The sequence below is a fragment of the Agrococcus sp. KRD186 genome (genome assembly GCF_017168255.1).
Classification (GTDB): domain Bacteria; phylum Actinomycetota; class Actinomycetes; order Actinomycetales; family Microbacteriaceae; genus Agrococcus.
This window is the reverse complement of the sequence record NZ_JABFAP010000001.1, coordinates 848,296-862,457: the sequence shown is the minus strand read 5'-3', so window position 1 is coordinate 862,457 and position 14,162 is coordinate 848,296. Positions and strand designations below refer to the sequence as shown.

11 protein-coding genes and 1 pseudogene are annotated in these 14,162 nt (G+C 72.4%); 7 read left to right on the top strand and 5 right to left on the bottom strand.

Annotation, left to right across the window (positions count from 1 at the left end):
* Nucleotides 1–3: 3 nt before the first annotated feature.
* Genes J1M46_RS04120 through J1M46_RS04110 form a run of 3 tightly spaced genes read left to right on the top strand, consistent with a single transcriptional unit; the run spans nucleotide 4 to nucleotide 4,731 of the window.
* Nucleotides 4–2,418 carry a DEAD/DEAH box helicase gene (locus tag J1M46_RS04120; RefSeq protein ID WP_241249010.1) on the top strand — a complete coding sequence of 805 codons (2,415 nt, stop codon included), beginning with the start codon at nucleotides 4–6 and terminating at the stop codon, nucleotides 2,416–2,418.
* Complete coding sequence (lnt, locus tag J1M46_RS04115; RefSeq protein WP_206446661.1) at nucleotides 2,415–4,010, top strand: apolipoprotein N-acyltransferase; 1,596 nt, start codon at nucleotides 2,415–2,417, stop codon at nucleotides 4,008–4,010. Before J1M46_RS04120 ends, lnt begins: the two co-directional genes overlap by 4 nt.
* Complete coding sequence (locus J1M46_RS04110) at nucleotides 4,003–4,731, top strand: glycosyltransferase (protein WP_206446660.1); 729 nt, start codon at nucleotides 4,003–4,005, stop codon at nucleotides 4,729–4,731. Before lnt ends, J1M46_RS04110 begins: the two co-directional genes overlap by 8 nt.
* A gap of 1 nt (nucleotide 4,732) precedes the next feature.
* On the opposite strand, the gene J1M46_RS04105 is transcribed toward J1M46_RS04110, so the two are convergent.
* The 3 genes and pseudogenes from J1M46_RS04105 to J1M46_RS04095 all read right to left on the bottom strand — a co-directional run bounded on the left by J1M46_RS04105 (nucleotide 4,733) and on the right by J1M46_RS04095 (nucleotide 7,200).
* The gene (locus J1M46_RS04105) at nucleotides 4,733–5,476 is read right to left on the bottom strand and encodes a glycerophosphodiester phosphodiesterase family protein (protein ID WP_342384266.1); all 744 of its coding nucleotides are present in this window, start codon (nucleotides 5,474–5,476) and stop codon (nucleotides 4,733–4,735) included.
* A 332-nt stretch (nucleotides 5,477–5,808) separates the two neighbouring features.
* Nucleotides 5,809–6,726: pseudogene (locus J1M46_RS04100) on the bottom strand (SPFH domain-containing protein); the annotation flags it as partial.
* Nucleotides 6,727–6,741: 15 nt separating this feature from the next.
* A complete protein-coding gene (locus tag J1M46_RS04095) occupies nucleotides 6,742–7,200 on the bottom strand; it encodes an NfeD family protein (protein WP_342384265.1) in 459 nt (152 codons plus the stop codon).
* A gap of 120 nt (nucleotides 7,201–7,320) precedes the next feature.
* Between J1M46_RS04095 and J1M46_RS04090 the strand changes: the two genes are divergently transcribed.
* Entirely contained in the window at nucleotides 7,321–8,109 is a 789-nt protein-coding gene (locus J1M46_RS04090) for an SDR family oxidoreductase (RefSeq protein ID WP_206446659.1), read from the top strand.
* Nucleotides 8,109–10,115, top strand: coding sequence for a S9 family peptidase (locus J1M46_RS04085; protein ID WP_206446658.1), 2,007 nt, complete (start codon nucleotides 8,109–8,111; stop codon nucleotides 10,113–10,115). The genes J1M46_RS04090 and J1M46_RS04085 overlap by 1 nt, the downstream gene beginning before the upstream one ends.
* 24 nt (nucleotides 10,116–10,139) lie before the next feature.
* On the opposite strand, the gene J1M46_RS04080 is transcribed toward J1M46_RS04085, so the two are convergent.
* Both J1M46_RS04080 and J1M46_RS04075 read right to left on the bottom strand, forming a co-directional pair.
* On the bottom strand, nucleotides 10,140–11,195 hold the full coding sequence (locus tag J1M46_RS04080; protein ID WP_206446657.1) for a phosphatase domain-containing protein: 1,056 nt from the start codon (nucleotides 11,193–11,195) through the stop codon (nucleotides 10,140–10,142).
* Nucleotides 11,192–12,130 (bottom strand): diacylglycerol kinase family protein, encoded by a 939-nt coding sequence (locus J1M46_RS04075; protein ID WP_206446656.1) that lies wholly within the window; start codon nucleotides 12,128–12,130, stop codon nucleotides 11,192–11,194. The genes J1M46_RS04080 and J1M46_RS04075 overlap by 4 nt, the downstream gene beginning before the upstream one ends.
* Before the next feature lie 257 nt (nucleotides 12,131–12,387).
* On the opposite strand from J1M46_RS04075, the gene J1M46_RS04070 reads away from it, so the two are divergent.
* Together J1M46_RS04070 and J1M46_RS04065 are read left to right on the top strand one after the other, a co-directional pair.
* The gene (locus tag J1M46_RS04070) at nucleotides 12,388–12,987 is read left to right on the top strand and encodes a GNAT family N-acetyltransferase (protein WP_206446655.1); all 600 of its coding nucleotides are present in this window, start codon (nucleotides 12,388–12,390) and stop codon (nucleotides 12,985–12,987) included.
* 61 nt (nucleotides 12,988–13,048) lie between these two features.
* Nucleotides 13,049–14,104: a trans-sulfuration enzyme family protein gene (locus J1M46_RS04065; protein WP_206446654.1), complete on the top strand. Its 1,056-nt coding sequence runs from the start codon at nucleotides 13,049–13,051 to the stop codon at nucleotides 14,102–14,104.
* Nucleotides 14,105–14,162: the final 58 nt, after the last annotated feature.

Genomic DNA, 14,162 nt, shown 5'->3' with positions numbered 1-14,162 from the left:
CGGATGACGATCGCGACCGACGCGTTCGCCCGCGCCATGCCCTTCGGGCTCGACCCCTTCCAGCGCGAGGCCTGCGAGGCCATCGAGGACGGCTCGAGCGTGCTCGTCGCCGCACCGACGGGGGCGGGCAAGACGGTCGTTGCCGAGTTCGCCATCCACCTCACCATGGAGGCGCCCACCGGCCGCGTCTTCTACACGACGCCCATGAAGGCCCTGTCGAACCAGAAGCACCGTGAGCTGACCGAGGTCTACGGCAGCGCATCCGTCGGCCTCCTCACCGGCGACACCTCCATCAACGGCGACGCGCGCATCGTGGTGATGACCACCGAGGTGCTGCGCAACATGCTCTACGAGGGCCGCGACCTCTCGCAGCTCGAATACGTGGTGATGGATGAGGTGCACTACCTCGCAGACCGGTTCCGCGGGGCGGTGTGGGAGGAGGTGATCATCCACCTGCCGCGGCACGTGCGGATGGTCTCGCTCTCTGCCACCGTCTCGAACGCCGAGGAGTTCGGCGCCTGGCTCGACGCCGTGCGCGGCGACACCCGCGTGATCGTCTCGGAGCACCGGCCGGTGCCGCTCGACGCGCACGTGCACATCAAGGGCCGCCTGGTCGACCTGTTTGACTCGAAGGCGGGGGAGGACACCCACCGCCCCAGCAAGGAGCTGCAGCAGCTGGCGCGCGGCAGCGACCTGGCCGACTCCGCCGCGCACGGCCACCGCGACCGCGGCGGGCACAACCGTCACCGCTCCCGCCGCCCCGACAAGGGCGGCCGCCGGGCACCGGGCAGCTGGGGCGGGCCGCCACGCGTCGACCGGGTGGCGCTCATCGAGCAGCTCGACCGGCACGAGATGCTGCCGGCGATCGACTTCATCTTCTCCCGGGCCGGATGCGACGGCGCCGTGCAGCAGGTCGTGGACGGCGGGGTGCGGCTCACGAGCCCCGAGGACCGCGCCGAGATCCGCGCGATCGTCGACGAGCGCACGCGGCTGCTCGACGACGCCGACCTGGCCGTGCTCGGCTACTACGAGTGGATCGACGGGCTCCTGCGGGGCGTCGCCGCGCACCACGCCGGCCTGCTGCCGGTGTTCAAGGAGGTGGTCGAGGAGCTCTTCCGCGCCCGCCTGCTGAAGGTGGTCTTCGCCACTGAGACCCTCGCGCTCGGCATCAACATGCCCGCCCGCACGGTCGTGCTCGAGCAGCTCGAGAAGTTCAACGGCGAGGCACGCGTGCGCATCACGCCGGGGGAGTACACGCAGCTCACCGGCCGCGCCGGCCGCCGCGGCATCGACACCGAGGGCCATGCGGTCGTGCTCTGGAACGGCAAGCTGCAGCCGGTGGAGGTGGCCTCGCTCGCCTCCCGGCGCACCTACCCGCTGCACTCGAGCTTCCAGCCCACCTACAACATGGCGGTGAACCTCATCGATCGGCTGGGCGTGCCGGGCACCCGCGAGGTGCTCGAGACCTCGTTCGCGCAGTTCCAGGCCGACCGCTCGGTCGTGCAGCTGGCGCGCCGCGTCGTCGACCAGCGCGCGAGCCTGGCCGGCTACGAGGAGTCGATGCGCTGCCACCTGGGCGACTTCTCCGAGTACGCGACGCTGCGGCGCGAGCTGAGCGACCTCGAGCGCGACGCGCAGCGCAAGAACCTCAGCCACAGCGAGCACGACCGCATCCAGAAGCAGCTCAAGAGCCTGCGCGGCCGCATGAAGCAGCACCCCTGCCACGCGTGCCCCGAGCGCGAGTCGCACGCCCGATGGGGCGAGCGGTACTGGCGCCTGCAGCGCGACGTCGAGAAGGCCGAGCGGCAGATCGCCCGCCGCACGGGCGAGATCGCCGAGCGCTTCGACCGCATCACCGTGATCCTGCGCACGCTCGGCTACGTCGAGGAGACCGAGACGGGCTCGCGCATCTCGCCCGCCGGCGAGGTGCTGCGCCGCATCTACGGCGAGCGCGACCTGCTGGTCGCCGAGAGCATCCGGCAGGGCCTCTGGAACGGGCTCGACGCGCCGGCACTGGCGGCGCTCGCCAGCGCACTGGTCTTCGAGGGCCGCCGCGACGACGGCATGCTGCCGCAGCGGATGCTGCCCAAGGGCGAGTTCCTCGACGCACTGGATGCGACCCACGCGCTCTGGGCCCAGCTCGACGACCTCGAGCAGGAGCACCGGCTGCCGGGCTCCGAGCCGCTGCAGACGGGGCTCACCCTCGCGATGCACCGCTGGGCGCGCGGCTACCCGCTCGACGGCGTGCTGCGCGACACCGAGCTGGCCGCGGGCGACTTCGTGCGCTGGACGAAGCAGACGATCGACGTGCTCGAGCAGATCGAGCAGGTCGCCCCCAAGCGCCTCACCCGCACCGCCCGCGAGGCCGTGGAGCGCATCCGTCGCGGCGTCGTCGACGCATCGGGCTCCGCGCTGTGACCGTCAACCCCCTCGCCGGTGCCGGCATCAAGCAGCGCGTCGCCCGCACCCGCGCCCGCCAGCCGCTGTCGACCGGCTACGCGTGGGGTGCGGCGATCGTGGCCGGGGCGATCATGCCGCTCGCCTTCCAGCCGTTCGACTGGTGGCCGCTGATCGTGCCAGCGGTCGCGCTCTCGCTGCTCTCGCTGCGCGGCCGCAGGGTCGGCAGCGCCTTCGGCCTGGGCTTCACGACCGGTGCGATCTTCTTCCTGCTGCACATCGAGTGGATCACCGTGTACCTCGGGCCCGTGCCGCTGATCGCCCTGACCGCGTGGATGGCCGTCTGGTGGGGGCTGGGCGGCATCGTGCTGGCGCTCGCCTGGCGGTGGGCGGAGTCGCGCATGCCGGGCCCGATCGGCTCGTTCGCCGTGCTGCCGCTGCTGCTGGGCGGCCTCTGGCTGCTGCGGGAGTCGCTCTCGTCGACCGTGCCGTGGGGTGGCTTCGCCTGGGGCAGGCTCGCGCACTCGCAGGCCTCCAGCCCGCTCGCCGACACCACCAGCTGGGTGGGCTTCGCCGGGCTCAGCTTCCTCATCGCGACCGTGTCGGCGCTCCTGGTGCAGCTGGCGCTGCACCACCGCACCATGCTGCGTCGCAGGCTCACGTTCGGCGCGATCGCGCTCATCCTGCTCGTGGCGATCCCCGGCTTCCCGATCGAGCAGTCCGGCAGCCTGCGCGTCGGTGCCGTGCAGGGCGACAGCGAGGCGGGCCTGCTCGCAGAGCGCATCCCGGGCCAGATCCTGCAGGAGCACGTCGATGCCACGCGCGAGCTGACCGGCGAGCAGCTCGACCTGCTCGTGTGGCCCGAGAACGCGGCCGAGTTCTACGCCGACGAGACACCGTCGACCCTCGCCGCGCTCGACAGGGTCGCGACCGAGTTCGACGCGCCGCTCGTGGTCGGCACGGTCACCCGCGACGGCGACGACACCTACAACGCGCTGCTGCAGATCGAGCCGGGAGAGGGGGCTGTCGCCGAGTACCGCAAGCGGCACCCCGTGCCGTTCGCCGAGTACCTGCCGCAGCGCGAATTCTTCGGGCCCATCCTCGAGCAGCTCGGGTTCCTCGAGCTCATCCCGCGCGACTTCTCGATCGACCCGACCAGCGCGAACGCGTTCGATGTCGCGGGCACGAGCGCGGGGCTCGCGATCTGCTTCGACATCATCGACGACTACCAGGCGCGCGAGATGGTGCTCGAGCACGGCGCCCAGATCATCCTGGCGCCCACGAACAACGCCGACTTCGGCGAGGGCTCCGCCGAGAACGTGCAGCAGCTGGCGATGGCGCAGCTGCGCGCGGTCGAGGCGGGCCGAGCGGTCGTGAACGTCTCCACCGTCGGCACGAGTGCGATGATCGGTCCAGACGGCACCATCATCGATCGGCTGCCGCAGTACGAGCCGGGCACCATGCTCGAGACCCTGCCGCTGTCGACGACCGTGACCCCGGGCATCCGTCTGGGAGCATGGATCGACTGGGCCCTGTGCATCGGCAGCGTCCTCACCCTGGCCGGCCTCGGAGTCGCCACGGCAATGCAGCGGAAGGAGCGAGCGGATGCCTGACGTCATGATCGTGGTGCCGACCTACAACGAGGTCGAGGGCCTGGAGCGCACGGTGGGGCGGCTGCGCCAGTCGGTGCCGCACGCCGAGCTCGTGATCATCGACGACGGCAGCCCCGACGGCACCGGCGAGCTCGCCGACCGGCTCGCGAAGGCCGACGCCGGCACGCTCGTCATCCACCGCAGCGAGCGCGGCTACCGCTCCGCCGTCATCGAGGGGATGCGCTTCGCGATGTCGCGAGGCGCGACCAGGGTGGTCGTCACCGACGCCGACGGCTCCTACGACGCCGACGCGCTGCCGGAGCTGCTGGACGTCTCGCAATCGGGGGTGGATCTGGTGATCGGCTCCCGCTTCGTCGAGGGCAGCGACGTGCGCAACATGGGCTGGCGGCGCAGCGTCGCCGCCAAGGTCGGCAACGCCTACGCGCGCACGATGCTCTCCACCGGCGTCAAGGACCTCACCAGCAGCCTGCGGGTCTACCGCACCCGCATCCTGGAATCCGTCGACCTCGATGCGATCCAGGTGGACGCCTACGCCTTCCAGATCGCCATGGCCGTGCGCGTCGCGCAGGCCGGCGGCACCATCGCGGAGGTGCCGGTCGGCTTCATCGAGCGGGCCGTGGGCAGCTCGAAGATGCGCGTGCTGGAGGAACTCGGCACCATCGGGGCGGTCACCAAGTGGGGGCTGTCGGGCGTGCGAGCGCTGCCGAAGCCGCCGCGCTGAGCTACGGCAGCAGCGGCAGCGCCAGGTCGCAGCGGTCGGTGACGATGCCGTCGACGCCCAGATCGAGCAGCTCCTGCATCTCCGCCGGGTCGTTGATCGTCCACACGTGCACCTCGACGCCGGCGCGCTGGAACGCGGCGACGCTGCGCTCGGTGATGATCTCGAGCCCCTTGTGGCGGCGCGGCACCTGCAGCGCGACCACCGGGCGCAGGATGCGCTCGAGCTGACCGTGCAGCCCCAGCCGCTGGGCCGCCACCGCCTGCAGCGCGAGCGACTGCGAGGCGCTCGTGGCGACATCGGGCAGCAGCTGCTGCGCCTGCTTCCGCCGGCGCTCCGAGAACGAGGTGAGCAGCACGCGGTCGGCGGCCTTGGCCTCGACGACCGCGCGCACCGCGGGGACGACCGACGCATCCGACTTCAGGTCGATGTTCCACTTCGCGTCGGGCAGCGCCAGCAGCGCCTCGCGCAGCCCCGGCATCAGCTCGCCCTGCCCGAGGTCGATGGCGCGCAGGTCCTGCCAGAGCGTCTGCTCGATGACGACGTCCCGACCGGCGACCCGGTCGAGGCCCGGGTCGTGCGCCAGCACGGCGACGCCGTCGGCGGTGGCGTGCACGTCGGTCTCGAGGAACGTCGCCCCGCCATCGACCGCAGCGATGAACGCCATCATCGTGTTCTCCGGCGCATCGAGGGCGAGCCCCCGATGCGCCAGCACCCGCGGCGGCGCCGGGGTCAGGAACGCGCTCACGCCTGCGGAGGCCTGCTGTCCTCAGGCGCGTCGGGGAGATCCTCGGGATCGATCGCAGGCGCATCCGCCCGCACCTCGCGCGCCGTCTCCACCGCCTCCGCGTAGTCCGTGCCGGGGGTCTCATCGGCGAGCGACGTGGACGAGGAGACGTTGTCGATGCGGCCGGCGTCCTTCGGGTCGATGCCGCTGGCCTGCAGCGTCTCGGCGATCGAGGGCACCTCGACGTCGGAGACCGAGTCGGCCTGGAAGGTCTCGTCCAGGATCGACTGGCCCGCCTCGTCGCGGTGCTTGGCCTTCGCCTTCCGCACCGGCACCTCGGCGCGGCCCTCGAAGAAGCCCTTGCCGACCTGCTGCAGCGCGTCGGTGAGCTCCGAGGGGATGATCCAGAGCTTGTTCGAGTCGCCCTCGGCGAGCTTCGGCAGCGTCTGCAGGTACTGGTAGGCGAGCAGCTTGTTGTCGGCGTCGCCCTCGTGGATGGCGGCGAACACGCGCTCGATCGCCTCCGACTCACCCTTGGCCAGCAGCACCTGGGCCTCGGCGTCACCCTTGGCGCGCAGCACCTGGGCCTTGGCCTGGCCCTCTGCGCGGAGGATCTCGGACTGGCGGAGGCCCTCGGCCTCGAGGATCTGCGACTGCTTCGAGCCCTCCGCCGTGAGGATCGCGGCACGGCGGTCGCGCTCGGCGCGCATCTGCTTCTCCATCGAGTCCTGGATGGAGTGGGGCGGGTCGATCGCCTTCAGCTCGACGCGGCCGACGCGCAGGCCCCACTTGCCGGTGGCCTGGTCGAGCACGTTGCGCAGCTGGCCGTTGATCGTGTCGCGGCTGGTGAGCGCCTCCTCGAGGTTCATGCCGCCGACGACGTTGCGGAGCGTGGTGGTGGTGAGCTGCTCGACACCCGAGAGGTAGTCGGCGATCTCGTAGGTGGCCGCGCGCGCATCCGTGACCTGGAAGTAGACGACGGTGTCGATCGAGACGACCAGGTTGTCCTCGGTGATCACCGGCTGCGGGGGGAACGAGCGCACCTGCTCGCGCATGTCGACGTGGTACGAGACGCGGTCGATGAACGGCACCAGGAAGTTGAGGCCCGGCTGCAGCACCTTGTGGAAGCGGCCGAGCCGCTCGACCACGCCGGTGAAGCCCTGCTTGATGATCCGGATCGATCTGAAGAGCGTGACGAGCACGAACAGGACGACCAGGACCACGACGACGATCAGGAATATTCCGAGGATGAATCCTCCGTCGAACGGCATGTGGGGCTCCTTCGCTTAGCGCTGGGCGGGGACGACGATGGCCGTCGCCCCTTCGATGGCGGTGACGACGATGCGCTCGCCGACGTCGGGATCGCGGGGCTGCACCGCGGGGGAGAGGCGGGCGGTCCAGATGTCGCCGTTCACGAGCGTCACCTCGCCGGCGCCGCGCACGAACGAGCGCGTGACCTCGCCGGCCATGCCCAGCAGCGCCTCGATGCCCTGCAGATTGACCTCGCCGGACTCGTGCAGGCGATGCAGCAGCTTCGGCCGCACGAGGAACAGCAGGGTGATGGCGGCCGCGGCGGCGATCAGGATCTGCGCCCACCAGGGCAGCCCGGTGATGCTGGAGACCAGGCCGACGACCGACGACATGCCGATCATCAGGAACGTGAACTCGAGCGTCACCATCTCGATGATGAAGCACACGAGCGCTACGACGAGCCACGCGATCCAGGCATATTGGACGAGATCCACACGCCCAGCATATTGAGCGGATGCTGTGACCGCCTCAGGCGCGCGGCCAGGCAGAGTCGGGGGCGGCGCCCGGCGCAGCGCAGCGCGCACAGTAGTCTCATCGGGAACGAAGGAGCACACGTGTCGGAGACCCCCACCGCCCCCCTTGAGCCCGGTTCGCTGACCGGTCGCAGTGCGCTCGTGACCGGTTCCAGCCGCGGCATCGGCGCGGCCACCGTCGCGCTGCTCGCCGCCGCCGGCGCGAACGTCATCGTCAACTACCGCGCGAAGGCGCCGCGAGCCGAGAAGGTCGTCGCGGCCGCTCTGGAGCAGGGCGTCGAGGCGATCGCCGTGCAGGCCGACCTCACCGACGCCGCGAGCCTCGCGACCATGTTCGAAGCCGCTCGTGCGCGCTTCGGCGGGCTCGACGTCCTGGTCATGAACGCCTCCGGCGGCATGGAGAGCGGCATGGGCGAGGACTACGCCATGCGGCTCAACCGCGATGCGCAGGTGGCGCTGCTCGAGGCCGCGATCCCGGTGCTGGCCGACGGCGCCAGGGTCGTGTTCGTCACCAGCCACCAGGCCCACTTCATCCGCACCACGCCGACGATGCCCGAGTACGAGGCCGTCGCGCTGTCGAAGCGCGCGGGCGAGGATGCCCTGCGCGACCGCATCCCGGCACTGGCCGAGCGCGGCATCGAGTTGGTGGTGGTCTCCGGGGACATGATCGAGGGCACCATCACCGCGAAGCTGCTGGAGCGCGCCAACCCCGGCGCGATCGCCAGCCGCCGCGAGGACGCCGGCAAGCTCTACAACGTCGAGGAGTTCGCGCGCGAGGTGGCGCTGGCGGCCGTCGAGCCGGTGCCTGCGGCGAACACGCGCCTGGTCGGCGATGTCGAGGGATTCGGCGCTGCCGAGGGCACCGCCTGATGCGCGCCGAGGACATCGAGCAGCTCGTCACGCTCTCCCGCCCCGCCGTGCACCCCGGCGGCGAGTGGGCGATCGTCGCGGCCTCACGGCCTGACCTGCGCGCGAACCGCAACGTCGGGCAGCTCTGGAAGGTCTCGCTGCTCGACGGCGCGCGGCGGCGTCTCACCGGGGGCACCGCTGACCGCGCCCCGCAGCTCACGCCCGACGGCGACACGGTGCTGTTCGTGCGCCCGGACGCGGCCGACAAGCCGCAGGTGTGGGCCATGCGCGTCGACGGCGGCGAGCCGGTGCAGGCGACCGCGCAGGCCGGCGGTGTGCTCGAGTTCGCGGTCTCGCCCGCCGGCGACCGCATCGCCTTCACCTCGCTCGTGGTCGAGCCCGGCCGCTACGGCTCGATCGCCGGTGTCGCGCCGGCGCAGGAGTCGCCGCGCCTGATCACCCGCAACCGCAACCTCGCCAACGGCCTCGGCAGCCTGGTCGGACGGCACGCCCACCTCTTCACGGCGGCGCTGCCCGATCTCGATGCCGAGCCCCGCTACGACCGAGCCGCGCATCCGCACGACGACGAGACCACGAAGGACGACGCGCTGCACGCGCCCGAGGCGATCAAGCTCAGCCACGGCGACTTCGATCACGCGGCACCGGCGTTCTCGAGCGACGGCGAGCGCGTGCTGTGCACGACCGCCCGGCACGACACCCGCGACGACGACCTGCTGACGGCGGTCGTGGAGTTCGACGCGACCGTGGCCGAGGGTGAGCCGCACACGATCCTCTCCTCCCGCGCCGGCCTCGCTGTCAGCGAGGTGCAGGCGACGCCCGACGGCGGCTTCGTGCTGGTCGCGGGCAAGCTGGGGGAGTCGGGCCGTGACTTCGTGGCCCGCCAGTCGCAGCTGTTCGTGCTCGAGCAGCCGGGTGCGCACGCGGAGGAGGTCACCGATGAGGAGTCGGTCGACCTGGGCGAGGTCGGCAGCCACTCGACGGTGGTCGAGGACGGCGTGCTCGTGCAGGAGCGCCGTCGCGGCCGCGTGCGGCTCGTGCACGTCACCGGCGGCGGCTCGAAGGAGCTCATCGGCGGCGACCTCGAGGTGCTCGGCCACGGCGTCGGCGCGGGCGTGACGGTCGCGACCGTGCGCACCCCCACGTCGATGGGCGAGGTCGCTGTGCTCGACGACCGCGGGCTGACGGTGCTGACCGACTTCGGCAAGCCGCTGGGCGAGACCGCCCTGGTCGAGCCGAGCGAGCACGAGTTCGCCGCCCGCGACGGCGGCACCGTGCACGGCTGGGTCTTCGTGCCCGAGGGCGAGGGCCCGCACCCGGTGCTGCTGAACATCCACGGCGGCCCGTTCGCGCAGTACGGCGTCGGCGTGTTCGACGAGGCGCAGGTGGCGGTGGCCGCCGGCTACGCGGTCGTGCAGTGTAACCCGCGCGGCTCGGCCGGCTACGGCCGCGAGCACGGCCTGGCGATCAAGCAGGCGATGGGCACCGTCGACATGCACGACGTGCTCGACTTCCTCGACGCGGCGCTCGACGAGCATCCGCAGCTCGACCGCGAGCGACTGGGCATCATGGGCGGCTCGTACGGCGGCTACCTGACGGCGTGGACGATCGCCAACGACCACCGCTTCACCGCGGCCGTCGTCGAGCGCGGCTTCCTCGATCCCGAGTCGTTCGTCGGCACGAGCGACATCGGCTGGTTCTTCTCGCAGGGGTACACGGGCGACGATGCGGATGCGGTGCGTGCGCAGTCGCCGATGGCGCAGGTCGGCAAGGTCACGACCCCGACCCTCGTGGTGCACTCCGAGCAGGACTGGCGCTGCCCGCCCGAGCAGGCGCAGCGCTACTGGTCGGCGCTGAAGCGGAACGGCGTGGAGACGGCGCTGCTGCTGTTCCCGGGGGAGGACCACGAGCTCACGCGCGCCGGCCAGCCGCGGCACCGCGTCGAGCGCTTCGAGCACATCCTCGCGTGGTGGGCGAAGCACCTGCCGACCCCGCACAACCACGCGTGAGCGGCGCGGTCGCGGGATGGCGGCTCAGGTCATCATCCCACTGACCTCGTCGACGGCCCGCACCACCGCATCCCGGCCGGCGCGGTCGATGACGCCGAGCCCGTGGAGGATGCTCGCCGCCTCGTCGTAGGAGCTGTGGAAGCGGATGCCCGCGGCCTCCAGGCTCGCGCGCTTGGCGCCGGTGACCGGCACCACCTCGTGGATGAGCACCGTCACCACGAAGTCGGGGCCGCGCCGCAGCATCTCGGCGCCCACCTGCGCGTCGGCCTGGCCGCTGTCGCCGAGGAAGAGAAACCGGCACTCGGGGAACAGCGTGCGCTCGCGCTCGAAGTTCTGCAGCTTGCGGGCCTTGATCGAGGCCTTCGTGAAGAGGTTGAAGATCGAGCCGCCGAGCACCGCGTGCGGCGGCAGGCCGAGGCCGGTCAGGGCGTTGCGCGTGTACTGCTCGATCAGCCCCTTCGGGCCGCCCGGTCGCGCGGTGACGAAGGTGAGGTCGCCGGGCCGCGACGGCTGGGCCGCGCGGCCCTGGTCGAGCGCCTTGAGCAGCTCGACCACGCCCGGGTAGACGGTGCCGCGCGGGTAGCGGTCGTCGTGCAGCATCGCCTTGACGGTGTCGTCGATGTCGCAGAGGATGCGCAGGTCGGTCGAGGGCGCGGATGCCGCTTCGGCGGCGATGTGGGCGAGCACGGCGTCGCGGTCGGTGGGCGTGAGGCGCTCGTAGACGACGTGCTCGAGGTCGTGGCTGTCGCCGGTGGCGTTGAGCAGGTACTTCATGTCGCGGAAGGGCTCGCCGGTGAGCGAGAGCAGCGTCGAGCGGATGCCGGCCGAGACCTCCGCGCTCATCGGCAGCCGCCGCAGCGCGTGCACGATGCGCGCCCGCATGGCCGGGCTGAGCTCGTCGACGCGGTCGATGCACAGCAGCTGCACGAGCTCGCGCCGCTCGTCGCCCCGGAAGAGCCCGCTGATCAGGTTGCCGGCGATCGCCTCGACCGTGTGCGCGACGTCGATCCGGGCGAGCACGCCTTCGAGCTCGCCCGCCGGGGTCGCGCGCAGCTGCTGCAGTGCCTCCGTGGGTTTCATGTGAACGATCCTCGCATCCGCACCCTGAGCGCCGCACGGTCGATGCGCGCGTCGAGGCGGGCGATGCGGCCTGCCGCGTCGCCGTCGATCTGCACCGGCAGCAGCTCGTCGAGCCAGCCGAGCGTGACGCGCTCGGCGGTGCGGTGTCGCAGCACGCCCTCGGCGCGAGCGATCCCGGCGCCGGCCGCGGCGATGCGGCCCCAGTGGGCGAGGTGGCGCGGGCTGACGGCTGCGATGTGCAGCAGGCCGTCGTCGAGTCGGGTGTCCGGCAGCACCTGCAGTCCCGCGGGGATGCGCGCGGCGTTGTGCACCAGCACGCTCCAGGCGTGGGTCGACTCGATCTCGCCGCCGTCGAAGCGGCCGCGCACGGCGAAGCTCGGGCTGCCGAGCCGGCGCGCGCCGATCGCGATGTAGGCGGCCCAGCCGAGGCGGCGCTTGTGGCGGAGCGACGCCGCCTCGACGGCCAGCGCATCGTTGCCGACGCCCGTCACCACCAGGAAGATGCGCTCGGGCTCGGGCACGCCCTCGCCGTCGCCTCGCGTGAGCGTCACGCGGCCCAGGTCGATGCTCGCGGTGCGATGCCCGTTCGCGTCCCCGTCGACGGCGATGCGGGCGGCGGTCGCGACGTCGCGCAGCGGCAGGTCGAGGTTGCGGGCGAAGAGGTTGGCCGTGCCTGCGGGGACGATGCCGAGCGGAGTACCGGTGTGGGCGAGCTCGGCGGCGATCTCGCGCACCGTGCCGTCCCCGCCGATCGCGACCACCGCATCCGCCCCCTGCGCCAGCGCCGCGCGGGCCTGCGGCCCGCCGGGCTCCGCCACGCTCGTGGGCACCACCCGCGCGTCGGCGCCGCTGCTGGCCGCCTCCCGCAGCACGGCGTCGACGGCGCGGTCGAAGCCTCGCGCTGTGGGGTTGCCGATGACGGCGAGCGAGGGCACGCGGCCAGCGTAGCTGCGGCTGCCGCCGCAGCCTGCCGGCCCGGCGACTGCCCCACCATGCCGCGATGCTCCGCGTGCTTCCGGCCGGCTGCGGGCCGCTGCGGGCTGAGATGTGCACGCGTCTCGACTGCCCTGCGCCGCGCAGGCCGCGCGATGCCGGCATTCCTGGACGCACGACGCCGCGCGCGCGTGCACATCTTGGCCGTGATCGGGCATCTCAGGCGATTGCAGGGCGACCGAGTGGCAGAATCGCCGGCATGGAAGACGAGCTCCGCATCGTGCCGGCGAACCGCGCCAGCCCGGGCGACCTCGACGCGATCTTCGGCAGCCGCGGCAGCGCCTCCCGCTGCCGATGCCAGCGCTACCGGCTCGAGCGCGGCGAGACCTTCGCCGGCACGCCCGTCGAGGAGCGCGCCATGCGCCTGCGCGACCAGACGCGCGCGGGCCAGCCCGACGCATCCGCCACCACGGGCCTCATCGCCTACCTGGGCGACGAGCCGGTCGGCTGGGTCGCGGTGGCTCCGCGCGCGGAGCACCAAGGGCTGGTGCGCGAGTTCACGGTGCCGTGGAAGGGGCGCGAGGAGGGCCGGGCGGATGCGTCGGTGTGGGCGATCACGTGCCTGTTCGTGCGTACGGGGCACCGCAGGAGCGGTCTCAGCCGCGAGCTCGCCGCGGCTGCCGTGGCCTTCGCGCGGGAGCGGGGCGCGCGAGCGGTCGAGGCCTACCCGATCACGACCACCGCGGTGATCGAGGAGGAGCTGCACGTCGGCACGGTGCCGACCTTCGAGGCGGCAGGCCTCACCGAGGTCGCCCACCCGACGAAGCGACGCAAGGTGCTGCGGGCCGACTTCGCGTGACCGCGCGCACGCGCCGCTCCGGTGGCGGCGCCTGGCATCGGCGCAGTGCCAGAATTGCCCCATGTCAGACACGCCCCGCCGCCCAGAGACCGTCGCCGTGACCGCGGGGCGCCCGCCGCACGCGCCCGGCGCGCCCCTCAACGAGCCGGTGACGTTCACGAGCACGTTCGTGCAGGGCGGCGACCCGGTCTACGCGCGCTACGGCAACCCCACCTGGAGCGCCTTCGAGGAGGCGCTGGGCGCGCTCGAGGGCGGCGAGTGCCTGGCGTTCGCGAGCGGCATGGCGGCGGTGAGCGCCGTCATGGCACAGGTGCCGCACGGGGGAGCGGTCGTGGTGGCCCGGCACACCTATCAGCATGCGCTGCTGCTGCTCGACGAGGGTGCCGGGTCCGGTCGCTTCGAGGTGCGCCGCGTCGACATCACCGACGCCGCTGCGGTCGAGGCCGCACTGCCCGGCGCTGCGCTGCTGTGGCTCGAGTCGCCCACGAACCCGGCACTCGAGGTCGCCGACATCCCGCGCCTGACCGCCGCCGCTCGTGCCGCCGGCGTGCTGAGCGTCGTCGACAACACGTTCGCGACGCCGCTGCTGCAGCGTCCCCTCGAGCTCGGCGCCGACGTCGTCGTGCACTCCGCCACGAAGCTCATCGCCGGCCACAGCGACGTCGTGCTCGGCGCGGTCGTGACGGGCACGCCCGAGCTGGCCGAGCGCATCCGCCACCACCGTGGTCTGCACGGGGCGATCCCCGGCCCGATGGAGGTGTTCCTGGCGCTGCGCGGGCTGCGCACGCTGTCGGTGCGGCTGGAGCGCGCCGAATCGAACGCGCGCGAGCTCAGCAGGCGGCTGGCGGGAGCGAGCGGTGTCGTCGAGGTGCGCGACCCCGGGTTCGGCACGGTGCTGGCACTGGTGCTCGCCGATGCGGCGGCCGCCGACCGGGTCGTGGAGCGCGTGCGGCTGTGGATCGCGGCGACGAGCCTCGGGGGAGTGGAGTCGACGCTCGAGCGCCGCCGCCGTTGGCCGACGGAGGCGCCGACCATTCCCGAGGGGCTCATCCGGCTGTCGGTCGGCATCGAGCACATCGACGACCTCGCCGAGGATCTGCTCGCGGCGCTCGGCTGATGGCGCTCGCGGCGGCCTGAGGGCTCCCGACGCGCCGGTCGTGGATCGCTAGTCTCGA

Bases quoted from the DNA above. Each gene is read 5' to 3' on its own strand.
- J1M46_RS04120 (WP_241249010.1), top strand. From the start codon at position 4: ATGACGATCGCGACCGACGCGTTCGCCCGCGCCATGCCCTTCGGGCTC.
- J1M46_RS04110 (WP_206446660.1), top strand. From the start codon at position 4,003: ATGCCTGACGTCATGATCGTGGTGCCGACCTACAACGAGGTCGAGGGC.
- J1M46_RS04085 (WP_206446658.1), top strand. From the start codon at position 8,109: ATGCGCGCCGAGGACATCGAGCAGCTCGTCACGCTCTCCCGCCCCGCC.
- J1M46_RS04080 (WP_206446657.1), bottom strand. From the start codon at position 11,195: ATGAAACCCACGGAGGCACTGCAGCAGCTGCGCGCGACCCCGGCGGGC.
- J1M46_RS04070 (WP_206446655.1), top strand. From the start codon at position 12,388: ATGGAAGACGAGCTCCGCATCGTGCCGGCGAACCGCGCCAGCCCGGGC.
- J1M46_RS04065 (WP_206446654.1), top strand. From the start codon at position 13,049: ATGTCAGACACGCCCCGCCGCCCAGAGACCGTCGCCGTGACCGCGGGG.